Here is a 25,645-nt window from a genome sequence, read left to right as displayed (position 1 = left end):
GGGTGAGAATATGAAGCTGACGACGGCACAGGCCCTGGTCAAATTTTTAAATAGCCAGTATGTTGAAGTGGACGGCAAGGAACAAAAGTTGTTCAAGGGGATCTTCACCATTTTTGGTCATGGGAACGTGCTGGGGATCGGACAAGCCCTTGAGCAGGATCCCGGGGATCTGGAAGTTTACCAGGGGAGAAATGAGCAGGGGATGGCGCATGCGGCTATCGGCTTTGCCAAACAGAATCGTCGCCGGCAACTGATTGCCTGTACCTCCTCGGTGGGACCGGGGGCGGCCAACATGGTCACCGCCGCCGCCACGGCCACTGCCAACAACATTCCGCTCCTTTTGCTGCCCGGTGACACCTTTGCCACCCGGCAGCCGGATCCGGTGCTGCAGCAAATCGAACAGCCCCATGATGCTAGCCTGTCCACGAACGACGCTTTCCGTCCGGTGAGCAAGTACTGGGATCGGGTAAACCGGCCCGAGCAGCTGATGAGCGCGATGATGAATGCCGTTCGCGTACTGACGGATCCAGCTGAAACCGGTGCGGTGACGATTGCCCTCCCGCAGGATGTCCAAGCCGAAGCCTATGATTATCCGGAGAGCTTTTTCAAAAAGCGTGTCCATCGATTCGCTAGGAGAAGGCCCGTCGCCTTTGAGCTGGAACAGGTGGCCGCACTGTTTAAAAAAAGCAAGAAGCCGCTGATCATTTGCGGCGGGGGCGTACGCTACTCGGAGGCGGCGGATGCGCTGGACCGGTTTGTCCGGATGTTTCATATTCCGTTTGCCGAGACGCAGGCCGGCAAAAGCGCATTGCCTTCCACCCATCCGCTCAATCTCGGCGGCATCGGCGTCACGGGCAACGCGGCAGCCAACCGGATCGCCAAAGAGGCGGATCTGGTCATCGGCGTCGGAACCCGCTTTACGGATTTCACCACAGCCTCCAAACGGCTGTTCCAAAATAAGAATGTGGCCTTCGTGACGATCAATATTTCCGATTTCCATGCTTCCAAGCTGGATGCGACCAAGATAGTCGCTGATGCGAGAGCGGGTCTGGAGGATCTCCAGGTCGAGCTGGAGAAGATGGGCTACCGGTCCGGTTACGTCGATGAAATCGAGCGGGCGAGACAGGATTGGCAGAGGGAGCTGCAACGCCTTTATCAAACCAATTTTCGCGCAGAAGGGTACAAGCCGGAAATCTCTGGTCACATGGATGAGAAGCTGCCGGAGTATGCCCGGACCTTCAACTCCTGTTTGACACAGACGGGGGTTCTGGGAAAAGTGAATGAACTGATTGATGATGATGCCATCGTGGTTGGTGCTTCTGGAAGCCTGCCGGGAGACATGCAGCGGATGTGGATCAGCACCCGGCCGGATACGTACCACATGGAATACGGCTATTCATGCATGGGATATGAAATAGCTGCCGCTTTGGGGGTAAAAATCGCCCGGCCCGATCAGGAGGTTTATGCCCTGGTCGGCGATGGCAGCTACATGATGCTCCATTCCGAGTTGATTACGAGCATTCAGGAAGGGTTGAAAATCAACGTCATCCTCTTTGACAACGCAGGATTTGGTTGCATTAACAATTTGCAAATGAGCAACGGGATGGGCAGCTTTGCGACCGAATTCCGCCTGCGGGACAAAAAAACAGGGCGATTGGACGGGCCCATTATGCAGGTGGATTTTGCCCAAAATGCGGCGGCATACGGTGCGGCAACCTATATGGTTCGGACGATGGAGGAATTGGAACTGGCCTTGGAAGACGCCAAAAGACAGACCGTTTCCACGCTGATCGATGTCAAAGTGCTTCCCAAAACCATGACCGACGGCTATGACAGCTGGTGGCATGTCGGCGTCGCCGAGGTCTCGGAAAAGGAGGCGATCCGCAGTGCTTACCGGGAGCGCATGAAGCAGCTGGAAAAGGCGAGAAAGTACTAAATGGGACGAGGTGCGCCGATGTTCAGGAGAGATGCGGTCAAACTGGGAATTGCTCCGATCGGATGGACGAATGATGACATGCCGGAACTGGGCAGAGAAAACACCTTTGAACAATGCATCAGCGAAATGGCGCTGGCGGGTTTTCAAGGGACGGAAGTAGGCAACAAGTATCCGCGTGACACAAAAGTGCTCAAAAAAGCCCTTGAACTGAGAAACATGGAAATTGCCAGCGCCTGGTTCAGCGCATATCTCACCACCGGATCCTATGAGGAAACGGAAAAAGCCTTTATCCTTCACCGGGACTTTCTACATGAACTGGGGTCGAAAGTGATCGTGGTCTCGGAACAGGGACGCAGCATACAGGGACAGGTGGACAAGCCGGTTTTTGACGCCAAACCGCATTTTAACGCTGAGGAATGGAAAAGGCTGGCCGAAGGACTTGACAGGCTCGGGGAACGGGCCAGGGAGAAGGGGATGAAGTTGGTTTACCACCACCATATGGGCACCGGTGTGCAGACGGCCGAAGAAATCGAGCGATTGATGGAGATGACCGATGAAAACCTGGTTTATCTCCTGTATGATACCGGACATCTATATTTGTCCGGCGAGGACCCTGTGGAAATGCTGAAGCGATATCTGCCCAGGATCAAGCATGTTCATCTGAAGGATGTTCGGGACCGTGTTGCCGTCCGGGTAAGGGAAGAAAAGATGAGCTTTCTCGATGCCGTACGCGAAGGTGTGTTTACTGTGCCGGGGGATGGCAGCATCGATTTCACCGAAATCTTTCGGATTCTGGCCAACTCGGACTATCAAGGGTGGCTGCTCGTGGAAGCCGAGCAGGATCCGGCCAAAGCCAATCCCTTTGAATATGCACTGAAGGCCCGAAGATATATCAAGGAAAAAGCCGGGATTTGATGCCGGGTTTACTCTCAAAAGTGTGATGATGGGGTTATCGGTGAAAGAGAGGGATCGGAAATCGGTTGTGGAAATGCCGATAACCCTGTCACGATTTTTCACAAAAGGATCATGAGGTGGGGCATACCGTTTTATGAAAAACAGAAAAGTGAAGGTGGGTATTGTCGGCTTGGGACGCCTGGGTTACCGGCATGCTGAAAATATGGCATTTCGGGTACCCCATTGTGAATTGCTGGCGGTCTGCAGCGTTGTGGAGGAGGAAGTGAAAGAAGCTCAGGAGAAATGGGGGATTCCTTACGGTTATACCGATTACGATAAAATGCTAGAAAACCGGGAATTGGAGGCGATATTTATCGCCTCTCCGTCAAGATTCCATTGTGAACAGATTGAAAAGGCGCTGGAGGCCGGGTTTCATGTGTTCAGCGAGAAACCGCTTGGGCTTTATCTGGAAGAAGTCGAAAAAGTAGAGAAAGCGGTCTCCCGACACTCGGATAAAGTTTTCATGCTGGGGTTTATGCGACGCTACGACCCCTCTTATGCGGAAGTGAAAAGGAGGATTGACAGCGGTGAAATCGGGGAGCCGGTTCTGATTCGCTGTTACGGATTGGATCCGGCCGGGAAACTGGACAGTTTTTTAAGGTTTGCCAGGGACAATTACAGCGGTGGATTATTTCTCGACATGGCCATTCATGATCTCGATCTTGCCCGTTGGTATTTGCAGGCGGAAGCGGAGGAAGTTTGGGCGATTGGGGGCAGCTATGCATATCGAGAATTCGCGGAACTGGGGGATGCGGAAACGGGAGCTGCCATGGTGCGCTTTGCCGGCAATCGAATCGGAATTTTTGTGGCAGGGCGGAACTGTGTACACGGTTATCATATAGAGACAGAGATCATCGGCACCAAAGGAACCCTTCGCATAGGCACGGTGCCGGAGCGCAACCATGTAATGCTTTTTAACGAAAAGGGTGCGATTAAAAAATGTTTCGAGGGGTTTTTGGAACGGTTTGAACAGGCCTATTTGAAAGAGGCGGAAGAATTTATCACTTGTATTTTGGAAAACCGGAAACCGTCCGTCAGCGTCCGGGATGGCGTTGAGTCAACCAGACTGGGTTATGCCTGCAAGGAATCCTTTGAAACAGGCAGACTGGTCCGAATAAAATCTTAATGGTCTTCAACCGATCCGAGTTGAAACGATCTCTGTCCTGAAACAATGCCCCACAGCAACAGTTCATGAAATGTTCCAGACGATGCACGAGGCGTCGGGGTGTGAGGAAAAGCTTCACAACATAGCCATCCTTTACAATTCGTGATATCTTATATCCCAAAGAAACCAATAGTTGAAGTGGGGCAATGGGCATGAAAGTGACGATTTATGATGTAGCAAAAAAGGCCGGGGTATCTATTGCGACGGTTTCCAAGGTGATCAACAACAATACCGGCAACATGCGCGAATCGACAAAACAACGAGTTAAAAAAGCGATGGAAGAGCTGAACTATCATCCCAACATCATGGCGTCAGCGCTAATGGGAAAAGGCACCAAAACGCTGGGACTGTTGGTACCGGATATCTCCAACCCCTTCTTTTCCGAGATTGCAAAGGTAATCGAAGACCGGGCCCACGAAAAAGGTTACAGCGTGATCATGTGCAGTACGGATGAAAATGAGGAAAAGGAAAAAAAGAATGTGGAACTACTGCAAAGCAAACTGGTAGACGGTTTTATCGTCGGTTCCACATACAGAGATAAAAGCATCGTGCAGAATTTGACCAAAGCCGGGGTGCCCGTCGTCATGCTGACGCAGGATGATCCGGTCATCGATGTGTCCAAGGTGTTTGTGGATGATTTTAAAGGCGGATATGAGGCAACCATTCACCATTTGCAAAATGGGCATCATAAGATCGCCATCATCAGCGAACAAAGGGCCCTTGCCAGCGTCAAACGGACAGAAGGATACTTGCAGGCCCTCAAAACCTACGGAATTCAGCCAAGACAGGAGTATATGGTCAGGACGAGAGGCACGATCGCCAACGGAATCAAAGCTTTTGGCAACCTGTTTCAACTGCCCGAACCGCCGACGGCCATCTTTGCCTGCAATGACCAGCTGGCGATCGGTGTGATGTTGGGAGCCAAGGAAAAAGGAATCAAGATTCCCGAACAGCTATCGCTGATCGGATTTGACGATACCATTCTCGCCAGGGCCACTTATCCTCGATTAACGACGGTAGCCCAGCCGATTGCGGAGATGGGAAAAACGGTGGTGGATCTTCTGATTGAGGAAATCCGTCTTGGCTGCTCCAAAAAGGAGCGCATCCTATATAATCCGGAATTGATTATTCGTGAAACGACGGACAAGGCAAGCAAACCTGATCATATCGCGAAAACAGAGTGAATCCGTTTTGACAGTTAGGGGATGGAAAATGCCACTTGTATCCATGAAAGAGATTTTGCAGAGGGCGAAGGAAAAGCGCTATGCGGTCGGTCATTATAACCTGAATTCACTGCTGTGGGCGATTCCGATTTTACAGGCGGCTGAAGAAGAACGTGCTCCGGTCATTCTGGCGTCATCGGACCGCCTCGTCGATGATTTGGGCGGATTTCGCGCCATTGCGGCGGCTATTAGGGAATTTATTCGGGAGATGTCTATTACGGTCCCGGTCGTTCTGCATCTTGATCATGCACGAAGTGTGGAAAGATGCAAGCGTGCGATTGAAGCCGGTTATACGTCGGTGATGATCGATGGTTCCAACTATCCGATTGAAGAAAATATTGCCATGACCAGGGTAGTCGTAGAATATGCGCGGGAATATGGGGTATCCGTAGAAGCCGAAGTGGGGATTGTCGGTGGATCGGAAGACGGGTTGGAGGGGAGCATTCAATATGCGGATCCCAAAGAATGTCTGCGGATGGTGAAGGAGGCTCATATTGACGCCTTGGCTGCGGCTTTGGGTTCGGTTCACGGGCCGTACCGGGGTGAGCCCAAACTCAACTTTGAAAGAATGAAAGAGATTTCTGAAATAACCGATATTCCACTGGTATTGCACGGGGGGTCGGGCCTGCCGGAAGAACAGATTAAAAGAGCGATTGATTTGGGGCATGCCAAGATCAATGTGAACACGGAGTGTGCCCAGGCCTGGACCAATGCACTAAGGGACTTCCTGTCGGATGAAAGCCACTTGCATGTCTATGAACCGCAGCGGATTCTTAAGCCCGCCCATGAGGCCATCAAACAGACTGTGAAAGAAAAAATCAAGTTGTTTGGAACCAGTTACCGCTGTTGAGGAAATGCGAATGCTTTCGTAATGGATTGGGTGGGGAGTTCAGTGCTTGGTTTTGCTGAATCAATTCATTGGGCATTGTGGTATAGCATGAGGAGAAAATCAATAACGGTAAAAAGGCGGGAAATCCCAGGAAATTGGCGATTTCCCGCTTCTTTTTTGTGCTCGATCCAAAGACTATGCGATACTTCTTCCTTTCCCAGACATTTTTCGTATTGTTAGGAGTCCGATAAAGGAACGGATCGCAACCGTTCTAACCCTGTCCGGGAGGGAATTATATATGTGGCAAGCGGCAACCCCTTTAAAAACCAGGATTGAGGGGAAAATCGCAGCGGCTTTTAAAAGAATCCGAGGCGGAAAGATCGCAATAGGAGGAGGGGAGCAGGGTGCAGCCATGAAACGAAAGGACTTTATATTCAAAAAATTAAAAGAGATAAACTCGCCCGATGGGATCAGCGCCGGCGAATTGGCAAAACGGTTGGGGCTTGATCGGGCGAACGTCAGCCGAGATCTCAACGCGCTTTGGAGGGAGGGAAAGGTGCGGAAGCAACCGGGAAGGTCGGTTCGATTTTCGGCCTCGGAGGCCCCATCTGAGGGCAGACGGGCCTTTTCCGCTTCTTCGACCATCCTGGACCGATTGGCGGAAACCTGCGACAGCTTGAGGACCGCCTGTGAACAGGGAAAGGCGGCCGTCCTGTATCCGCCGGGAGGCATGCACATGCTGCTTCTCGGCGAGACGGGTGTGGGCAAGACGATGTTCGCCGAATGTTTGCACAGGTATGCCGTGGAAGTGGGGAAGTTGGCCGAAAGCGCTCCCTTCGTCACCTTCAATTGCGCCGATTACGCGAACAATCCCCAGTTGTTGTTGGGACAGTTATTCGGGGTAAAGAGGGGAGCGTTTACCGGTTCCCGGGAACAGCGGGGACTGCTGGAAATCGCGGATGGAGGCGTTTTGTTTTTGGACGAGGTTCACCGCCTTCCCGGCGAAGGACAGGAGATGCTGTTCACCTTTATCGATAAAGGATGCTTCCGGAGATTGGGGGAGACGGAAGCGGAGCGGAACGCCCGCGTCCTGCTGATTGCCGCGACGACGGAAGATCCCTGCTCTAAGCTGCTGAAGACCTTCACCCGGCGAATTCCCATGGTGATCGAGCTTCCTCCCTTGAGGGAAAGGAGCTTGGAGGAGCGTTACCGGCTCATTTTGGGCTTTTTCAAAGAAGAGGCCATCCGTTTGGGGAGAGAGATCTATGTGTCGCCGGATGTGATCCGGGCGCTGCTTTATTATCGCTGTCCGAACAATGTGGGACAACTGAAAGTCGACATTCAGCTATTGTGTGCCAAAGCCTTTGCCGACCATGTCAGTATGAAGAAGGAAAAGGTGCGGATCGACCGGTCGGGCCTTCCGCCCCATATCAAAGAAGGATGGATTCTCAATAAAACCGGAAGGGATGAGGTTTCCCTTCATGAGGGGTTGTATGTGTTTCGCCCCGCCGAAAGGGAAGAGATGTTTGCGATTGCGCACCAGGAAGCGGAACAGACGGTGTACGAGAAGATTGAGAAACGGTACAACGAATTGAAAGAGCGGGGGGTTGATGACGACGAGCTGGATTTGTTGATGGAGATCGATATCGAAAACTATTTTACCTACTATTTGAAACGGGTGAGCCGGAGGGTGAAAGAGGGCGGTCCGATCAAGATCATCCGGTCGGAGATCCTAAAGCTGGCGGAGGAGATCCTGAATTACGCGGGAGAAAAGCTTTGTCGAAAATTTGGCGCCGAAGTGTTGCAAAGCCTCGCGTTGCACATCCAGGCTTCCGCCGACCGCATCAAAAAGGGCGGGAAGATTGTCAATCCCCATTTGAATCAGGTGAGGAGAAAATACAAAGCGGCTTTTGTCACGGCCATCGATTGCCTCAAGAAGATCGAGGACCGGTTGAACATCGATCTTCCCATCGATGAAGCGGGATTTTTGACCATGTTTTTTGTGCTGGATCCGTCGGAGAGCAAGGATGCGGAAGAAAGCGTGCAGATCCTGGTGTTGGCCCACGGCGAGGGGATTGCGACGGCCATGGCCGGGGTCGCCAACCAGCTGCTCGGCACCCGCTACGCTTCGGGTGTCGATATTCCCCTCACAATGTCCCCGAAGGAGGCCTTTGAAAGGGTGAAAGAATCGATCCAACCTACCGCATCGGGAGTGTTGCTCCTCGCTGACATGGGTTCCCTCGTCCGATTTGACGAAATGTTGGAAGATGAACTGAACATCCCGGCAAAGGCGATTCCGATGGTCAGCACCCTGCACGTGTTGGAAGCCACCCGCAAGGCGATGCTGGGTTATTCCCTCAAACAATTGCATGAGGATTTGAAGCAGTTGACACCCTATGACGCCGAGCTCATATCAAGCGCTTCCAGGAACGAGTCCTCCATGAAGGGAACCATCGTGACCGCCTGCTTGACGGGAAAGGGGAACGCGCTCGCCATCAAAAAGGCCCTTGAGAATTATCTGACCTTCAGCCGGAGATGGTTGGATATCATTCCGCTCCAAACCGATGACCGGCATGATCTGATCCGCCGGATTTCCGGTATAAGGGAAAAGAGAAACCTGCTCTGCATCGTGAGCGATTGCGACTTCGGGGGGAAATCCCGCAATTTCGAGTAGAAGAAGTGCTCAACTTGAAGGCCGTTGAAGAGATTCAACATTTGATCGACACCGAAGAGACGTACTGCAAGATGGCGGAAACGCTGCGGAACCATCTGCGGCATGTGGATCCGGTGAAGGTTGTTTCGGACGTCAAGAGATGTCTGGGCGAAGTGCAGGCTCGGCTGAATGTCGCCATTCCCAAGGGGGATCTGGTCGGCGTGGTGCTTCACACCTGCTGCATGGTGGACCGTCTGGTATCCGGGGATGATTCCGTGTCGTTCAAAAACAAGCGGCAATACATTCGGGAGCGTTTCCCGATCTATCAAACCGTCCGCGAAGTATTCGGAACACTGGAGGAAACGTACCGCATCGAGCTGTCGGACGACGAGATTTGCTACCTTATCAGTTTCCTGGACGGGGCGAAACGCGAACACGATGAGTGACACACTTTTACACACAAACACAGAAAAGGAAAAAAGGACCGCATCGATAGCCGTGGTACCCTTGGCACGTGAATTGCTTGAGAAATGGGCAGAGGACCGATCCGAACTTCAGGGGGGATATCCGTGAAAATCGTTTTGGTATGTGCCGCAGGCATGTCCACTTCCTTGGTGGTCCAACGGATGAAAAAGGAGGCGGCCCACCGGCAGCTGGACGTCGAAGTGATCGCCGTACCGATGGAAGAGTTTGACCAGCAGGTTCAGGATGCCTCCGTTGTCCTGGTGGGGCCGCAGGTTCGCTTCAGACTCGCTGAATTCGAAAAGAAGGCAAAAGACTACGGCGTCCCCGTCGCCGTGATCGATCCGCGGGATTACGGAATGGTGGACGGTGCCAAGATCCTGGACACGGCCTTGTCTCTCATCGGCCAAAGATAGGAGGACTTTTGGGATGGGCAGATTTTATCAAATGCTTGAATCGAAATGGTTGCCGATTCTTGGCCGATTGGCGAATCAAACCCATTTAACCGCAATACGCGACGGTTTAATCGCCATCATGCCTTTAACCATCATTGGATCGTTGCCTCTTTTGATCGCCAATCCTTTTGTACCCAGACCCGATAAAGTGACAGGGTTTTTCAGCGCTTTTGCAACGGGTTGGCACGATTGGGTCAGCGATCCGGCAATCAGGAAGGTCATTTTGGTTCCCTATGAGATGACCTTCGGTCTCATCGGACTGTTCGCCTCAATGACCATTGCATACAGTCTTGCTCGAACCTACAAGATGAATGAGATTTCCGCAGTTGTGGTTGCGGGCGTCACCTTTTTATTGGTCGCTTCCCCAGCTGAATGGTTTGTTCTTAACAATGCGGAATTCAATGCGATGAAAACGGATTTTCTCGGCGGCAAGGGTTTGTTCACTGCGTTGTTGGTTGGCATTCTAACCGTGGAAATTGCGCGGTTTCTGAGAAAAAGCAAATTTACCATCCGCATGCCGGAGGGGGTGCCTCCCGCGGTAGCCAATGCTTTTGATAACATGACCCCTCTGTTGGTTAATGTTGCTATTTTCTATACATTCAGTCTATTTCTCCAGGATTGGACCGGATCCTTGCTTCCGGACTGGGTCATGAAAATCCTTGCGCCGGCGATCGCGGCCATTGATTCTCCCTTCGCGGTGTTTTTCGCCGCAGTGTTTGCCAACCTTCTCTGGTTTACCGGCATTCATGGCGCGGTCATCGTGAGCACAGCCATTCTCGGCGCATTTTTTGAACACAATATTGCTGCGAATGCGGCTGCGGTTGCTCAGGGCGATGCACCTCCTTATATCTTCACAAAAATGTTTTGGGCGTTTTACATGGTGATTGGCGGATCCGGCGCTACCTTGGCGCTTGTGCTATTGTATTTGCGATCCAAGAGTGCGCATCTCCGAAGCGTGGGAAAGGTTGCCTTGGTCCCGGCCATCTTTAACATCAATGAACCTGTGATTTTTGGTACGCCGGTTGTGTTTAATCCGACGCTGTTTGTTCCTTTTGTCTTCATCGAAGGTATCTTGGGGGTGATAGCGTATTATGCGACAAAATGGGGATTGGTCAGTGCCACTTTCGCCGAGGCGCCCTGGACGGCTCCGGCACCGTTGGGTGCTTTTTATGCGGCGCTGGATTTTCGGGCAGCTCTGCTGGTTTTCTTTCTGATTTGTTTATCCGGTTTGTTGTGGTTCCCGTTTTTTAAACTTTATGAGCGCCAGGTGCTGCAGGAAAGCGGTCGCGATAAGGAGACAAAAGGAGTTGCCTAAATGCCATTGAGCGGCTTGGGCGAACATGCAGCTCATGTCCGTTGATTGCAGGTGCTTCCCCGAAGCATAGCCGATACACATGAAAATGAAGAGTAAGGAGAGAGCCCGTTGGAATTTTCCGAGGAAAAAGTCTTCCACATCCTGTTGCACGGGGGAAATGCCCGGAGTTTGGCGATGGAAGCCATCCATGATGCCAAGAAGAGAGATTGGCAGGCGGCGCGGCGGAAAATCAGACAGGCGGAAGACGAGATCCGTAAAGCCCACCGGATTCAAACCGCGTGGATCCAGCAGGAAGCCGGCGGGGAGCGGAAAAATGTCACTTTGCTCCTGGTCCATGCGCAGGATCACTTGATGAATGCCATTACGGTCAAGGATCTCGCCGTGGAATTGATCGACTTGTACAAGAGAATTTCCACTTCGGGAGGTGCAAAGGCGTGACGGGTTTAAAAATTGCGGTGATCGGCGGCGGTTCCAGCTACACGCCGGAGTTGGTGGAGGGGTTTCTCAAGCGATATGAGGAGCTGCCGGTGAGTGAACTGTGGTTGGTGGATATTCCCGAGGGGGAGGAAAAGCTGCGCATCGTGGGCGCCTTGGCCGAGCGGATGGTGGAAAAGGCCGGAGTGCCCATCCGCATCCATCTCACCCTGGACCGGAGGAAAGCGCTGAAAAATGCCGATTTTGTCATCACCCAGGTTCGTGTCGGACGGATCGAGGCCCGGATCAAGGACGAAAAGATTCCCTTGAAATACGGCGTGATCGGACAGGAGACCAACGGACCGGGAGGCTTGTTCAAGGGACTTCGGACGATTCCCGTCATCCTCGACATTGCCCGGGAGATGGAGGAGTTGTGCCCGGAGGCCTGGCTCATCAACTTTTCCAACCCCGTCGGGATGGTCACGGAAGCGGTGCTTCGCTACAGCAACATCCGAAAAACCGTCGGGCTGTGCAATGTGCCCATCGGGATGAAGATGGGGGTGGCCCGCTTGCTCGGAGTGGAGGCGGACCGCATTCACATCGACTTTGCCGGTTTGAACCACATGGTGTTCGGTTTGGATGTCTATTTGGACGGCCAGAGGATCACCGAGCAGGTGCTGGATCTGATCACGAGCGGTGATCGGTCCGGCGTCACGATGAAAAACATCGTCGATCTCGGCTGGGAGCCCGATTTTATCAAGGGGTTGGGATTGCTGCCGTGTCCCTACCACCGATACTATTTCCAGACGAAAAAAATGCTGGACGAGCAAAGGGAAGCGGTGAAGAAAGAGGGGACGCGCGCGGAAGTGGTGAAGCGGCTGGAGGAGCAGTTGTTCGAGCTGTATAAAGACCCGCACTTGAATGTCAAGCCCCCCCAATTGGAAAAGCGGGGAGGAGCCTATTACAGCGATGCGGCCTGCAGCCTGATCCGATCCATCTATAACGACAAGCGGGACATTCAACCGGTCAATGTTCGAAATTGCGGAGCCATCGCGAGCATTCCACCGGATTCGGCCGTGGAGATCAATTGCGTGATTACCAAAGAGGGTCCGAAGCCGATCGCCATCGGGGACCTGCCGGTGGCCGTACGGGGTCTCGTGCAGCAGATCAAATCCTTTGAGCGGGTGGCGGCCGAGGCGGCGGTGACGGGAAATTACCACAAAGCCCTGGTGGCGATGACGATCAATCCCCTGGTTCCCTCGGATGCGATCGCCAAACAATTGCTCGATGAAATGCTGGAGGCTCATAGGGAGCACTTGCCGCAATTTTTTAAACATCGGTCCTTTGTGCGCTGACGGCGGCTCCCATCGGGGACGGGTAAGGTGCGGTCCTTAGGAAAAGGAGGATGGTGTATGGAAAGAGCGGTTCAATTGTTGGATCGGTATTTTTCGGGCCCCGTGGTCAAACTGGCTGAGCAACGCCATCTGCAGGCGGTTCGCAACGGGGTGATCTCCGCCTTGCCCTTCATTATCATCGGGAGTTTTTTCCTTATCATCGCTTTCCCTCCGGTACCCGAGAACTCCGCGATCGCCCGGTGGGCCGAGGAGCATGTGAGGGAGATTTTGATTCCGTACCGCTTGACCATGTTCATCATGTCGCTCTACATCGTGTACGGCATCGGGTACAACCTGGCCAAGAGTTACCGGATCGATCCGCTGGCCGGTGCCCAGATTTCCGTCGCGGCGTTCCTGTTGACCATCACCCCCCACACCATCGACGAGGTGGGGGAAGTGCTGCCCATGACCAACCTGGGAGGACGCGGTCTGTTCGTGGCCATATTGACTTCCCTTGTGGCCGTTGAGATTCTGCGGTTCTGCAAGAGGAAAAATTGGACGATCAAGATGCCGGACCAGGTCCCGCCCGCGTTGATCCGTTCCTTTGAGGCCCTGATTCCCGTCGCCATCACCGTCGTTCTCATGACCCTGATCACAGTGGTGTTTCGGATCGATTTGCACGCGGTGATCGGCAAACTGGTCTCCCCGCTGGTGACGGTCGGCGACAGCCTGCCGGGCGTTTTGGTTCCGGTTTTTTTGATCACCTTCTTCTGGTCCCTCGGCATTCACGGGGATTCCATCGTGGGAACGATCGCCCGCCCCCTGTGGGAAGTGTTTCTGGCCAATAACGCGGAAGCCGTCGTCGCCGGCAAGGCGATCCCTCATGCGGCTCCCGAAACGTTCTTCCAGTGGTTCGTCTGGATCGGCGGGTCCGGGGCCACCTTCGGCCTGGTCCTATGCATGCTTTTTTTCGCGAGGACGAAATATTCCAAAACCCTGGGCAAAACCGCCCTCGCCCCCAGCATCTTCAACATCAACGAACCCGTCATCTTCGGTGTCCCCATCATGCTGAACCCGATCATGATCATCCCCTTTGTCATCACGCCGCTGATCACGTCCACCCTGTCCTATTTCGCCACGGTCCTCGGATTTGTCACCCCCACCTACGTCATGCCGCCCTGGACGCTGCCCGCTCCCATCGGCGCTTACCTGGCCACCGGGGGCGACTGGCGGGCGGTCGCGCTGGTCGTCGTCAATGTGGCCATCTCCTTTGTGATCTACTACCCGTTCTTCCGTATGCACGAGAGGAAGCTGGTTGAAGAAGAGGAGACAGAGCAGCGGATCGGAGCGTGAAAGGGAGCTGGGGGTACGAAATCCGCTCAACAGTTGATGCTGAACCGGATGTGTTTGAAAAACGGCATTCAAATTAAGCTATTTTAAAATATATAGTATAGACCTCTGCTTTTATAGTCATAAGAGGGACATTGCTTTTCCTTGGCCATTAACTTATCATAATAATGCTAAACCGTACTAAATGTTTTTTCTTTTTCGGCCGAAAAGAGGTTTTAAAAGAAGGAGGCTTTGTTGAGAAAAGATCAAACAGTAGAAAGGGCGTTGTGCAGTAGACGAGGTGCCGGAAGTGAGATGCAGAACCTCATGAAGCACAGAAAAACCTTGAAACATCTCGATGATCCGCGCTCGGATTTCAAAGGAGGCAACATCGTACGTGAATGTCCAGGTTTTGAAAGAGCATGCGATGAAATTTTTCAAACAGGTAAAGGGATACGCAAAAAATGGTAAATTGGTCGCCGCTCTGGCTGTGATAGCTGTACTGGTGATTGCCGTTACATCCCTCACATTCGCTGCGGCCGACGGGCCCGAGGAAGTGGTCCGGAAGTTTGAGGAAGCGGTATACAATAAGGATGTGGATGCCTTAGAGGAGATAGTGTCGCCGGATGATGACCGGATGAAGATCGATCGCGAGCACCTTGCCCAGTTTCTCGAGTTCATACACGAGAATGATAAATACATGGAAACGACCATGTCGCTGTTGCAGTACCAGTTAGCCGCCTATCAGGGCAATCATATGCCTTACCCGGATAATTACAATTATGGTCAGGTGGACTATTACCTGAAGCTGGAGGAAGGCGTCCTGTTCGATTCCTACTCCATCGGCATCCGTCCCTATTACCTGCATATCAAGGTGGATGAAACCGGTGGGACGGTCAAAGTGGACGGAGAGGAAGTTTTGTCTTCGAAACAGGGAAGCAGCAAAGTGATGGGGCCGTTGATGCCAGGGCAATACAAGGTTGAAGGGACGAAGAAGTATCCCTATGCCTTGGTGAAAGATGTCTGGGAGCTGGATCTTTTTTTCGATGAACAGGGGCAGGTGAAAGTCAATTTAGATCTAACGGGGACCCATATCAATCTGGATTCCGCCTTCGAGGATACCCGGGTGATTGTCAACGGAAAGCCGCTCAATAAAACGGTGAAAGAACTCCAGGAGTTTGGACCGGTCTCCCTGGACGGCTCGATCACCCTCCAGGGGGAGCGGAAGTTCCCCTGGGGCGTAACCCGAAGCGATAAAAAGATAGTGACCGAGGGTATGACAAAGGTGGACCTCACTCCCCTTCCCTTTGCCAACAAAAAAGGTAAGGACCAGATCGTCCAAACGATAAACACCCACTTTAAGCAGTGGGTAGCGGCGAAGGTAAAGCATGACCACTCTGGCTATACGCTCGGGGAGGATAGTATGAAAAAGGAGTTGATAAGACAGATCAATTCTATTAAACGCAGGTTCTCCAAGTCGGAACCGTATATGGGAGTAGTCCTGGGAACAAGGATCGACTTTGACAATCTGACATTCACCTATGAGGACGATTACTATGTTATCGAAATCCCAGTGGAATTCCATTCGAAAAATAACAGTAACTTTAGAAAAAGAATTGAAGAGGAATTTGAGACAGAAATGGTGACGCTCCGGTATGACGAGAAGGGAAAACGTTGGTTGATCCATTCATTTGCAGAGATTTACAATCCGTCCCGCTATTTCAAGGGTAAAGGCGTGGTAAAAAGCGAGTTCAAATGAGCTTTACGGGGGACCCTCCCCGTTTTTTTTATAAAGAAGACTTTTTAAACACTTGTCCCGTACGTATTCGCTTCAAATAAAATGATACATAACGGACGACGGCATACCGATGCGACCTTTCTCCTGCTCCGCTTTCTGCTCCTCGCCCGTTGTACATTGTTAACTTCCAAACTTTCGCTTGTCGGTTGGGAGGAAAAAACCGAGCGGATTCCTATTCATTCTTGCTGTGAGTTTATCAACTGATTCACTGATTCTATGATTCAAGATTTTTTCTCCATAAAAGGACTTCTATGGATATTGAATCCGAAGTAAATATTTTACTATAATATATTTTAATAAAAATTGAAATATTAATGCGTATGCTACTTTCCCGCTTGAACATGTGCAGGGGTCGTAAGGTTTTCCCGGTCATCCCGACGTTTTGAGATTGAAAGGGGGACAAGCGTGCCGTGGGCCGAAAGATGCTGACGATTGTGCTGGTGTCCGTGCTGTTGCTGTCCGGGTGGGGAACCCCGCTGTTCGCGGAGGATGGGAGCGGCGATGATCCCGAGTGGAACAACCGCCCGGAAGTCTTCCAGGTCAACCGTGAACCGGCGCATGCGACGCTGATGCCGTATCGGGATGTCCGGTCAGCGCTCCGGGGTGAACCGGAAAAATCCCCGCGATATCGGTCGCTCAACGGCAAATGGCACTTCAAGTGGTCCAAAAACCCCGCCGAGCGGCCGGTCGAGTTCTACAAGGAAGATTATGACGTGAGCAAGTGGGACAAGATCACTGTTCCGAGCAATTGGCAGCTGGAGGGGTACGACTACCCGATTTACACGAACATCACGTATCCGTGGACCGGCTATGAGCAGCCGCAGCCGCCCAGAGCGCCCACCGTGTACAATCCCGTCGGGTCGTACCGGCGCACGTTTACCGTTCCCGGCGATTGGAAAGGTGACGAGGTGTTTCTGTCCTTTCAGGGGGTGGAATCCGCGTTTTATGTCTGGATAAACGGGAAAAAGGTGGGTTACGCCGAAGACAGTTACACGCCGGACGAGTTTCGCATTACCGACTATCTGAAACCCGGCGTCAACACCCTCGCCGTGGAAGTCTACCGCTGGTCGGACGGGAGTTGGTTGGAGGACCAGGATTTTACCCGTTTGAGCGGCATTTTCCGCGATGTTTACCTGTATTCCACGCCGAAGGTCCACATGCGCGATTTCCGGGTGCGAACGGATCTGGACGAGCAGTACCGGGATGCCACATTGAACCTGCGGGTGAAGGTAAAAAATTACGGTGAACAAACAGCCGAGGGTTACGTCGTGGAGGCACAGCTCTACGATGCCGACAAAAAACCGGTGCTGAAACAACCGGTGACGATGGAAGTGGATCGCCTGACAGGCGGTGGAGAGGTGGCCGTCGAACAGGACCGGTTTGTGGAGAACCCGCTGAAGTGGTCGGCGGAGGATCCGAACCTGTATACCCTTGTGTTGAGCCTGAAGGATGACAAGGGCAAACTGATCGAAACGGAAAGCACCCGCATCGGTTTCCGGGAGTTTGAAATCAAAGGCGGGCAGATGCTCATCAACGGCAAACCGATCGTGTTCAAGGGCGTGAACCGACATGAGCACGATCCGGACCGGGGCCGGGCCATCACCGAGGAACGGATGATTCAGGATATCAAGCTGATGAAGAAGTTCAATATCAATGCCGTGAGGACCTCCCACTACCCGAACCACCCCAAGTGGTACGAGCTGGCCGATGAATACGGGCTCTATTTGATCGATGAAGCCAATATCGAATCCCACGGCGCCCGATCGACGCTGCCGGCGAGCGATCCGAGGTGGACGGCCAATGTGCTGGACCGGGTCCAAAGCATGGTCGAACGGGACAAGAACCACCCGAGCGTGTTGATCTGGTCCCTGGGCAATGAAGCCGGAAGCGGCGACAATTTCAGGATTATGGCGGAGTGGATCCGCAAGACCGATCCGACGCGGCTCATTCACTATGAGGGGGACAACCGCTGGACGGACGTGGAAAGCCGCATGTACGCACGGGTGGAAAGTGTCGAGGAGTATGGGAAGTCGGGCAATCCGAAACCGTTCATTCTCTGCGAATACGCCCACGCGATGGGCAACAGCGTGGGAAATCTGTATCAATATTGGGATGTGATTGAAAAGTACCCGAATCTCCAGGGAGCGTTCATCTGGGATTGGGTCGAACAGACATTGCGATGGCCGACGCCGAAGAAAATCACCGTTTATGACGACAGCCCGAATCATCTGGCCGGACGGCTGTTCGGGAAGTTGGTCGACGGCGCGGAAGGGAAGGGGATCGCCGGTTACGTCACCCTTCCGAACGATCCCGCGCTCAACGTGACGGGGAACCAGCTGACCCTGGAAGCGTGGGTGAAACCCGAACCGACCGCCACCCACAGCCCCTTCGTCACCAAGGGGGATACGCAATACGCCCTGAAGCAAAACGGAGACCGTCTCGAATTCTTTGTCTACGATTCGCAGCAACAATGGGTGACGGCGAGCGCTCCAATCCCCGAAGACTGGACGGGCAAATGGCACCACGTGGCGGGTGTTTACGACGGTCGATCCTTGAAACTGTATGTCGACGGGGAATTGAAGGCGGAAAGGGCTTATTCCGGTGAGATTGCGGCCAACCATTTCCCGGTCAATATCGGGAGAAACGCCGAGAATGACCGATTGACCCGGGCCCACATCGACCGGGTGCGCATCTACAAGCGGGCGTTGTCGGAGGCCGAGATCCGCGATGCAAATCGCCGTCCGGACGCCGGCACCGTCCTCTGGCTCGATTTCGAGAAGTACGATGAAGCATCCTACGGGCAAAAGGAGTATTTCGCCTACGGCGGGGATTGGGGCGACTATCCGAATGACGGCAATTTTATGGCCAACGGACTCGTGTCGGCGGACCGGACGCTGCAGCCCGAAATCTGGGAAGTGAAACAGGTTTACCAGAACATCGACATGCGGGCGGTGGATGCGGCCAAGGGACGTATCGCCATCGAAAACGAATACCTGTTCACGAATTTGAATCAATTCGAAGCGACGTGGACCCTCAAGGAAGATGACCGGGTCCTTCAGAAAGGGACCTTGGGCCGCCTCGACATCGCGCCGGGCGAGACGAAGACGATCGACATTCCCATCAAAAAGCCCCGACTGAAACCGGGAGCCGAATACTGGCTGAATATCCGTTTCACCCTGGCTGAAAACACTTCCTGGGCCGAAAAAGGGCACGAAGTGGCCAAAGCGCAATTTCGCATGCCCTTTGTGTCGCCGGAGGCGCCGGCCCTCGAACTCGGTAAGATGCCCCCGATCGACGTGGACGAAGAGGGCAGCCGGGTGAAGGTGACCGGCAAGGATTTCGGGATCGTTTTTGACAAAGGGAAAGGGACGATCTCCTCCTTCAAGCACCGGGGCAAGGAATTGTTCAAGGCCGGGCCGATGCCGGATTTCTGGAGGGCGCCGAACGATAACGACAAAGGTAACGGCATGCCGGAAAGGACGGGGATCTGGCGCCACGCGGGGCGGGATATGAAGGTGGACCGCGTAAGCGTGCGGGAAATCGGCAACAAAGCCGTCAAAATCGAGGTGCACGCCACGTTGCCCACGACCCGGCCGTCCCGATACCAAGTGACGTACACCGTGTACGGAAGCGGGGACGTTGTCGTCACCAGCACCCTCGTTCCGGGGCAGGGGCTTCCGGAGATTCCGGCCGTCGGCATGGAGATGATCATCCCCGGAGAGTATGAACATCTCACCTGGTACGGCCGCGGTCCGCAGGAGAACTACTGGGACCGGAACACGGGTGCCGATGTCGGGGTCTACCGGGGCACGGTGGACGAACAGTTCTTCCCTTATGTGGAACCGCAGGAGACGGGCAACAAGACGGATGTCCGCTGGGCCGCCTTGACGAACAGGAAGGGTGACGGACTGATGGTGTCGGGATTGCCGCTCTTCGAGCTGAATGCCCTTCACTACACCGAAGACGACCTGGAGAGTGTGAAACACCCCTATGAGCTGACGAAGCTGGACGATATCGTGCTCAACGTCAATTACAGACAAATGGGGGTGGGGGGTGACGACAGCTGGGGGGCGAGACCCCATCCCGAGTTTACTCTCTACGCCGACCGCCCATACAGTTACAGCTTCCGATTGAGACCGATCACCCGCCATATGTCGCCGATGGAGATGAGCAAGCGAACCGTCGCCACCCACGCGCTGAAAGAGATCAGGATCGATGGGAAGCCCCTGAACGGTTTTCAACCCGGTGTCACCGAGTATGAAGTGAAGCTGCTGGAAGGTGTGGCGGACCGGATTCCGACGGTCGAAGCCGTTCCGGTGAACGAGCGCGTAAAGATCGAAATCACGCAGGCGGAGAAGCTGCCGGGTCGGGCGGTGATTCGCGCCACATCGCCGGACGGTCTGCTCAACGAAACATATGCTGTGGATTTCAAGGTCGTGCCGCAGCTCTACCTGAGCGATTTGGAGTGGAGATCCGCCACCATCGGCTGGGGCAGCATCCAACGGGACCGGAGTGTGGATTCCAATCCGCTCAGGCTGCTCGGTGATGACGGGGAAGTAACCTTTGAAAAGGGGATCGGTACCCACGCCCATTCCGAGATCGTGTATGATCTGGAAGGAAAGGGATACCGACGGTTCGAATCCTATGTCGGAGTGGACAGGGAAGTCGGCGGGTCCGGTTCCGTTGTTTTCCAAGTCTGGCTTGACGGAGAGAAGGCATTCGATAGCGGGAAAATGACGCGGGAGACGAAAGCCAAATTTTTAAGCATAGACCTGACCGGGAAAAAAGAGATGAAGCTCGTGGTGACCGATGCCGGCGACGGCAACGGGTGGGACCATGCCGACTGGGCCGACGCGAAATTCAAATGAGGAAAATGCATATGTTCATGTCGGGGAGCCGGGAGACTGATCCACCCCATTCAAAAAAGCGGTCGGACGAATTGGCGTCCGCCGCTTTTTCCTTTTACTTCACCGCCTTATTGACGCGCCGATTTTTCCCGACAAACTACTCGTCAAATCGAATGGTACGGGCAGACGAGGCGATCCTGTGACGCGCGGAATCGTCTTGGGGAAACCTGTGACATCAATTCAGTTAGAGTGGGAGGGAAAGGATGAAGGTATTGTGGCAGTCCGGCATTGACCGACCGGATGGTGTTGTATGCCGGTGTTTTGTACGACCTTTAGTGGCGCTTGCGAAAGGCGCCAAAAGGGTATTTGCGCTTTTTATGCTTTTGGGATCTTTTGGCCAAAATGAGGAGTTGAGGGTTCAAAGGTTTAGAGGCGAGTTGGGGAGAACTGCACAGCGGTTCAAATTTTCCTTCCTTCATCCGTCCCTCACCACTGGAAGTCATGAATTGGTGTCGACGGCTCAGGATTTCATTTGACCGGTTTCAATCGGGCTGTGAAGTGGCGCAACACTTTCGGCTCATAGGTGAATTCCAACCCGACCAATTGGTCGGCCCGCTCTTTGATGGCGATCAAGCCATCGGCCACGACATCCATGTGGTTGTAGGTGTAAACCCGACGCGGTATGGTCAGGCGAACCAGTTCCAGCGGGCTTTTCAGCTGTTCGCCCGTCTCGGGATCCCTTCCCATCAGCAGCGAGCCGATTTCCACACTGCGCACACCGCATTCCAGGTACAGTTCATTGGCCAGCACCTGACCCGGAAACTGGTGGGGCGGGATATGGGGCAGGAGCTTTCCGGCATCGACGAAAACGGCGTGTCCGCCGGTCGGCGTTTGGATCGGGATTCCCCCTTCCAGCAGCCTTTGTCCCAAATATTCCACCTGATGGATGCGGGATTTGAGAAATTCCTCATGGATCCCCTCCCTCAGTCCGCGCGCCAGGGCCTCCATGTCCCGGCCGGCCAGACCTCCGTAGGTGGGGAAGCCTTCGTACGGGACCACCATGGACCGGGCCTGTTCGTACAATTCCTTATGGTCTTTGTTGAAGGCCAGAAGCCCTCCGATGTTGACCAGCCCGTCCTTTTTGGCGCTCATGGTAAAGGCATCCGCGTAGGAGAACATCTCCCTGACGATTTCGCGGATGCTTTTGTTCTCGTATCCCGGTTCGCGCTGTTTGATGAAATAGGCGTTTTCCGCATAGCGCGCCGCATCGATGATCATGAGGAGACCATACTTTTTGGCGATTTCCGACGCTCTTCGGATATTTTCCATGGACACCGGCTGTCCGCCCGCGCTGTTGTTCGTGACGGTGCAAATGATCATCGCGATGTTTTCCGGTCCCTTTTCCCGGATGGTGGCCTCCAACTTCTCCAGGTCGAAGTTGCCTTTGAAATCGTAGGGGGTCGTGGTATCCAGCGCTTCTTTGGTCACCACATCGATCGCCTTGCCCCGCGCCAGATCGACGTGGGCGCGCGTGGTATCGAAATGCCAGTTGCTCAACACATACTGTCCCTTTTGGACGAGGATCGGGAAGAGCACCTGTTCGGCTCCCCGTCCCTGGTGGGTCGGTATGACGTAAGGGTAACCGAAAATGTCCTCGACCGTTTCCCTCAGATGAAAATAGTTTCGGCTGCCCGAATAGGATTCGTCGCCGATCATGAGGCCGGCCCATTGCGAATCGCTCATGGCTCCCGTTCCGCTGTCCGTCAACAGGTCGATGTAGACATCTTCCGATTTCAGGTTAAACAGGTTGTAACCCGCTTCCTTCAGGGCCTTTTCCCTGTCCTCTCTTGAGATGATGTTCAGCGGTTCCACCATTTTGATCTTGTACGGTTCCGGCAGGCGCTTCATCCATCTCCCTCTCCTTTTGCAAGATTTTCTTGTTACCGCTTTCATAATGGCGTACGCCCAGACACTGACATCCTCGCCCCGCCGTATACCCAAGCGATACCGGCTCTCGGGGTTGTCCCCACTGACAGCGTAACCAAACCGCATGCGGCAGTCAAACTGCAAGAAATTCCTTTCATGCCAAGGAAATGATTGCAATGATCGCGAAAAAGTAAGCATCTCACTGAGCGAAGCCGATTTATTGACTCAAGGCGTCCAATGGCGTGGAAGCCGGGGAATGGTGTGGTTTGCACTTTTATCGTGCCACTAATAGAGATTGAGGAAAACGCCGGTGTCCAAAACACCCCTGAACCGCTTGCCGGGTGGACTCTGCACCTTCGCATTCTCGCGCTTGCATGATTCGTCGGCTGTCCGGGCTGGATTGGAAGAGAACTTTAGGAGGTGATGCCCATGGACGGAAACAGGGGCATTTCTGCGAAGGGGGTTGAAACACGCATTCTCCTCCCTGCTCCTGAACCCTTTGACCTGCGAGCTACTTGTATGAGTCACGGATGGATTGTGCTTTCTCCCAATCGTTGGAATCCTTCGATCGAGGCATTTGAGCGGGTGGAGGAACTTTCAAGCGGGAAAATCGTGCAATTGCGCGTTCAACAGCCGGATCCCGAGAAGCTCGTTGTTACGGCCTTGTCTGCTGATTCCCTCGGCGAGACAGAGCGTAGCGAGATCGCGCAACGGGTGACAATGATGCTGCGGTTGGACGAGGATCTGAGCGAATTTGAAAGGCTCTGCGATCGCCATCCGCGGTGGCGGGCCCGGGTGCCTCGGGGAGGAGGGCGGTTGCTCCGTTCGCCTACGCTGTTTGAGGACGTCGTCAAGACGATCTGCACCACCAACATCACCTGGGCTCAGACGCGGACGTTGGTGACAAGGCTTGTGAACGCAATCGGGAGGCCGCACCCTTTGCAGCCGGAGGAGAAAACGTTCCCCACGCCTCAACGGATTACGGCCTTCGGCGCGGAGCGGTTGCGCTCCGAGATTCGCCTTGGCTACCGTGCGAACTACATTGCGAAGCTGGCCCATCAGGTGGCATCGGGGGAATTGGATCTCGAGGAGCTGCGCGCACCGCATTTGTCGGCGGAGGAGGTTCGGCGGCGCCTCCGAAAATTGCCGGGCATCGGACCGTACGGGGCCGCAACGGTAAGCATGCTGCTCGGACACTACGATGAACTGGCGATTGACAGCGAGATGCGGGCATTCGTCTCACGCCATTACTATCAGGGCCGACCGGTCACGGACAAGGAAATTTACTCCGTATACGAGAAGTGGGGCAAGTGGAAGTACCTGGCGTATTGGTTTGATCCCGCCGGCCATTCGGAGCCATCCGGTCCCGACGGTCGGAAGCCCGACCGGGATCGTGCGTGACGAGAATGACAGGAAGAAAAGGTGGGGGGAGACGATGAAAAGGCTGTCTGCGGTAGTCATAGGGGCGGGAGACCGGGGGATGCGCGCCTATGCTCCCTATGCCCTGAAATTTCCCCATGAGTTGGAAATTGTCGGTGTTGCGGAGGTCAATCCGGATCGGCGGAAACAGTTTCAGAAAATGTACGCCCTTGATGATCAAGCGTGTTATGCCCGTTGGGAGGAATTGCTGGAACAACCCAGGATGGCGGACATCGCGATCGTCTGCACCCAGGACCGGATGCACTATCAACCGACGGTCCGGGCGTTGGAACGGGGCTATCACGTATTGTTGGAAAAGCCGATGTCTCCCGACCCTGTGGAATGCATCGCAATGATACGGAAAGCGAAGGAAGAGGGGCGTTTGCTCACGATCTGTCATGTATTGCGTTACACTCCTTTCTGGTCAGCGATAAAAGAAAACATTGAACAAGGAAAAATCGGGGAAGTCGTTTCCGTCCAGCTGAATGAAAACGTCAACTACCATCATATGGCTCACAGCTTTGTCCGGGGCAACTGGAGGCGGAAAGACACCTCCAGCCCCATGATTCTGGCGAAATCCTGCCACGATATGGACCTTCTTACCTGGATCGTGGGAGCTCCTTGCAGCCGAATCAGTTCTTTCGGTTCCCTCATGCATTTCAGGGAGGAGCATGCTCCGGACGGCGCTCCGGACTACTGCCTGGACGGTTGTCCCGCGGAGCACGAATGCCCCTATTACGCACCGCGTTTTTATTTGGAAGAAGGCAGGGAGGAGTGGGCTCCGAAGATCACCGAGGATTTGACGAACGAGGGGATTTTGAAGGCCTTGCGGCGGTGCCCCTACGGACGGTGTGTCTATCGCAGCGACAACGACGTCGTCGACCATCAGGTGGTGAGCTTGGAGTTTGCCGGCGGTGCCACGGCGGTTTTCAGCATGTGTGGCTTCACCCATGACAACACCCGGACGGTTCAGATCATGGGCACCCGGGGAGAGATTCGGGGAAACCTGATTGAGCAACGCTTTACCGTCTATGACTTCATGACACAAAACCGGATGGAAGTTCGTGTGAATGCCGCGAATGCTCAACACGGGGGAGGAGATTTAGGGATCATTCGCCAGTTTTTACGGGATTTGCGCGGTCGCGACAAGACGGAGAGCCTCACATCCGCCCGGGAGTCGCTCCACAGCCACATGATGGCCTTTGCCGCGGAGGAATCCCGCCTGAGCGGCGGTCAGGTGGTGGAACTGGAAGCGTTCATCCGGCGGTTGGAACATCAGATGCTTGAAAGGTTGCCGCGGAAATAAAAAAGCTCTACTAGGGATTGTTCGCCGTTTCATACCCGGGTCATGAAGCAATTTCCAACGCATATGTCTTTCTCTCTTTCTTGCGAAAGAAGTTAACAAAATCCTCCCCATTCCTGATGTTTGTGCTCGTGCGGGGAACCAAATCGCTTATTCGCAGAAGTCACTGAGAAAGTTGTGCATCGTTTCTGACAAAGACGACGCTGCAGTCATCAGGAATTGAAACAAACACAACGGAACAAAAGGTTACCTATGCTTTCGGGCTATCCGGATAAACCTCCCC

General features: G+C 53.8%; 18 protein-coding genes. 17 read left to right on the top strand and 1 reads right to left on the bottom strand.

Annotated features, from left to right (window positions below):
* Positions 1-10 precede the first annotated feature (10 nt).
* The 15 genes from iolD (at position 11) to CLV97_RS13165 (ending at position 21,250) form a co-directional block, all read left to right on the top strand.
* Positions 11-1,936 (top strand): 3D-(3,5/4)-trihydroxycyclohexane-1,2-dione acylhydrolase (decyclizing), encoded by a 1,926-nt coding sequence (iolD, locus tag CLV97_RS13230; protein WP_106346003.1) that lies wholly within the window; start codon positions 11-13, stop codon positions 1,934-1,936.
* 18 nt (positions 1,937-1,954) lie between these two features.
* The gene (iolE, locus tag CLV97_RS13225; protein ID WP_106346002.1) at positions 1,955-2,851 is read left to right on the top strand and encodes a myo-inosose-2 dehydratase; all 897 of its coding nucleotides are present in this window, start codon (positions 1,955-1,957) and stop codon (positions 2,849-2,851) included.
* 133 nt (positions 2,852-2,984) lie between these two features.
* Positions 2,985-4,016, top strand: a complete 1,032-nt coding sequence (locus CLV97_RS13220; protein WP_106346001.1) for a Gfo/Idh/MocA family protein — start codon at positions 2,985-2,987, stop codon at positions 4,014-4,016.
* Positions 4,017-4,207: 191 nt separating this feature from the next.
* A complete protein-coding gene (locus CLV97_RS13215; protein WP_106346000.1) occupies positions 4,208-5,239 on the top strand; it encodes a LacI family DNA-binding transcriptional regulator in 1,032 nt (343 codons plus the stop codon).
* Positions 5,240-5,267: 28 nt separating this feature from the next.
* Positions 5,268-6,128, top strand: coding sequence for a class II fructose-1,6-bisphosphate aldolase (gene fba / locus CLV97_RS13210; protein WP_106345999.1), 861 nt, complete (start codon positions 5,268-5,270; stop codon positions 6,126-6,128).
* 535 nt (positions 6,129-6,663) lie between these two features.
* Entirely contained in the window at positions 6,664-8,781 is a 2,118-nt protein-coding gene (locus tag CLV97_RS13205) for a sigma-54-dependent transcriptional regulator (RefSeq protein ID WP_245891575.1), read from the top strand.
* Between the two features lie 14 nt (positions 8,782-8,795).
* Positions 8,796-9,206, top strand: coding sequence for a PRD domain-containing protein (locus CLV97_RS18625; RefSeq protein ID WP_170070521.1), 411 nt, complete (start codon positions 8,796-8,798; stop codon positions 9,204-9,206).
* A 123-nt stretch (positions 9,207-9,329) separates the two neighbouring features.
* On the top strand, positions 9,330-9,638 hold the full coding sequence (locus CLV97_RS13200) for a PTS sugar transporter subunit IIB (protein WP_245891568.1): 309 nt from the start codon (positions 9,330-9,332) through the stop codon (positions 9,636-9,638).
* Between the two features lie 13 nt (positions 9,639-9,651).
* On the top strand, positions 9,652-10,992 hold the full coding sequence (locus tag CLV97_RS13195; RefSeq protein WP_106345997.1) for a PTS sugar transporter subunit IIC: 1,341 nt from the start codon (positions 9,652-9,654) through the stop codon (positions 10,990-10,992).
* Positions 10,993-11,100: 108 nt separating this feature from the next.
* Positions 11,101-11,430: a PTS lactose/cellobiose transporter subunit IIA gene (locus CLV97_RS13190; protein ID WP_106345996.1), complete on the top strand. Its 330-nt coding sequence runs from the start codon at positions 11,101-11,103 to the stop codon at positions 11,428-11,430.
* Positions 11,427-12,761: a 6-phospho-beta-glucosidase gene (locus CLV97_RS13185; RefSeq protein WP_106345995.1), complete on the top strand. Its 1,335-nt coding sequence runs from the start codon at positions 11,427-11,429 to the stop codon at positions 12,759-12,761. The genes CLV97_RS13190 and CLV97_RS13185 overlap by 4 nt, the downstream gene beginning before the upstream one ends.
* A gap of 57 nt (positions 12,762-12,818) precedes the next feature.
* On the top strand, positions 12,819-14,093 hold the full coding sequence (locus tag CLV97_RS13180; RefSeq protein WP_106345994.1) for a PTS sugar transporter subunit IIC: 1,275 nt from the start codon (positions 12,819-12,821) through the stop codon (positions 14,091-14,093).
* 373 nt (positions 14,094-14,466) lie between these two features.
* Complete coding sequence (locus tag CLV97_RS13175) at positions 14,467-15,828, top strand: TcaA 3rd/4th domain-containing protein (RefSeq protein ID WP_106345993.1); 1,362 nt, start codon at positions 14,467-14,469, stop codon at positions 15,826-15,828.
* Positions 15,829-16,277: 449 nt separating this feature from the next.
* The gene (locus CLV97_RS13170; protein ID WP_211295755.1) at positions 16,278-20,735 is read left to right on the top strand and encodes a glycoside hydrolase family 2 TIM barrel-domain containing protein; all 4,458 of its coding nucleotides are present in this window, start codon (positions 16,278-16,280) and stop codon (positions 20,733-20,735) included.
* A 242-nt stretch (positions 20,736-20,977) separates the two neighbouring features.
* On the top strand, positions 20,978-21,250 hold the full coding sequence (locus CLV97_RS13165; protein WP_106345992.1) for a hypothetical protein: 273 nt from the start codon (positions 20,978-20,980) through the stop codon (positions 21,248-21,250).
* On the opposite strand, the gene CLV97_RS13160 is transcribed toward CLV97_RS13165, so the two are convergent.
* A complete protein-coding gene (locus CLV97_RS13160) occupies positions 21,243-22,622 on the bottom strand; it encodes a tryptophanase (protein WP_106345991.1) in 1,380 nt (459 codons plus the stop codon). The genes CLV97_RS13165 and CLV97_RS13160 overlap by 8 nt on opposite strands.
* A gap of 447 nt (positions 22,623-23,069) precedes the next feature.
* Between CLV97_RS13160 and CLV97_RS13155 the strand changes: the two genes are divergently transcribed.
* Both CLV97_RS13155 and CLV97_RS13150 read left to right on the top strand, forming a co-directional pair.
* A complete protein-coding gene (locus tag CLV97_RS13155; protein ID WP_211295754.1) occupies positions 23,070-24,041 on the top strand; it encodes a DNA-3-methyladenine glycosylase family protein in 972 nt (323 codons plus the stop codon).
* 34 nt (positions 24,042-24,075) lie between these two features.
* Entirely contained in the window at positions 24,076-25,365 is a 1,290-nt protein-coding gene (locus tag CLV97_RS13150) for a Gfo/Idh/MocA family protein (protein ID WP_106345989.1), read from the top strand.
* Positions 25,366-25,645: the final 280 nt, after the last annotated feature.

This window comes from Planifilum fimeticola, assembly GCF_003001905.1.
Taxonomy (GTDB): Bacteria; Bacillota; Bacilli; order Thermoactinomycetales; family DSM-44946; genus Planifilum; species Planifilum fimeticola.
This window is presented reverse-complemented; position numbering and strand designations above follow the sequence as displayed.

Excerpts from the sequence above, each read along its gene's own strand:
- CLV97_RS13195 (WP_106345997.1), top strand. The coding sequence starts at position 9,652 with ATGGGCAGATTTTATCAAATGCTTGAATCGAAATGGTTGCCGATTCTT.
- CLV97_RS13160 (WP_106345991.1), bottom strand. The coding sequence starts at position 22,622 with ATGAAGCGCCTGCCGGAACCGTACAAGATCAAAATGGTGGAACCGCTG.
- CLV97_RS13220 (WP_106346001.1), top strand. The coding sequence starts at position 2,985 with ATGAAAAACAGAAAAGTGAAGGTGGGTATTGTCGGCTTGGGACGCCTG.
- CLV97_RS13215 (WP_106346000.1), top strand. The coding sequence starts at position 4,208 with ATGAAAGTGACGATTTATGATGTAGCAAAAAAGGCCGGGGTATCTATT.
- CLV97_RS13150 (WP_106345989.1), top strand. The coding sequence starts at position 24,076 with ATGAAAAGGCTGTCTGCGGTAGTCATAGGGGCGGGAGACCGGGGGATG.
- fba (WP_106345999.1), top strand. The coding sequence starts at position 5,268 with ATGCCACTTGTATCCATGAAAGAGATTTTGCAGAGGGCGAAGGAAAAG.
- CLV97_RS13165 (WP_106345992.1), top strand. The coding sequence starts at position 20,978 with ATGAAGGTATTGTGGCAGTCCGGCATTGACCGACCGGATGGTGTTGTA.
- CLV97_RS13155 (WP_211295754.1), top strand. The coding sequence starts at position 23,070 with ATGGACGGAAACAGGGGCATTTCTGCGAAGGGGGTTGAAACACGCATT.
- iolD (WP_106346003.1), top strand. The coding sequence starts at position 11 with ATGAAGCTGACGACGGCACAGGCCCTGGTCAAATTTTTAAATAGCCAG.
- CLV97_RS13180 (WP_106345994.1), top strand. The coding sequence starts at position 12,819 with ATGGAAAGAGCGGTTCAATTGTTGGATCGGTATTTTTCGGGCCCCGTG.
- iolE (WP_106346002.1), top strand. The coding sequence starts at position 1,955 with ATGTTCAGGAGAGATGCGGTCAAACTGGGAATTGCTCCGATCGGATGG.